Source organism: Algoriphagus lutimaris, from assembly GCF_017051705.1.
GTDB lineage: Bacteria > Bacteroidota > Bacteroidia > Cytophagales > Cyclobacteriaceae > Algoriphagus > Algoriphagus lutimaris.
In genome coordinates this window covers 1-282 of the sequence record NZ_JAFIDJ010000042.1, presented here as the reverse complement: position 1 = coordinate 282, position 282 = coordinate 1, and the positions used below count along the sequence as shown (strand labels likewise).

The 282-nt window shown below is 55.3% G+C and carries 1 pseudogene; it reads right to left on the bottom strand.

The annotated features are described in order from the left end of the window. Window positions 1-282: pseudogene (locus tag JYB62_RS19710) on the bottom strand (hypothetical protein); the annotation flags it as partial.

Below are 282 nucleotides of genomic sequence, written 5' to 3'. Positions count from 1 at the left end.
CGACTTCATATGCGGAGTCGCCATCAGCACCGTCTGCACCTGGGGCACCATCTAATCCATCGGCTCCATCAGCACCTTCAAGAGATGCGAGCCATTCGGCTTCAGTTCCTACAAATCCATTGGCTACCGCGACTTCATATGCGGAGTCGCCATCAGCACCGTCTGCACCGTCCGCTCCATCTGTTCCTTCAAGAGATGCGAGCCATTCGGCTTCAGTTCCTACAAACCCATTAGCTACTGCGACTTCATATGCGGAGTCGCCATCAGCACCGTCTGCACCTG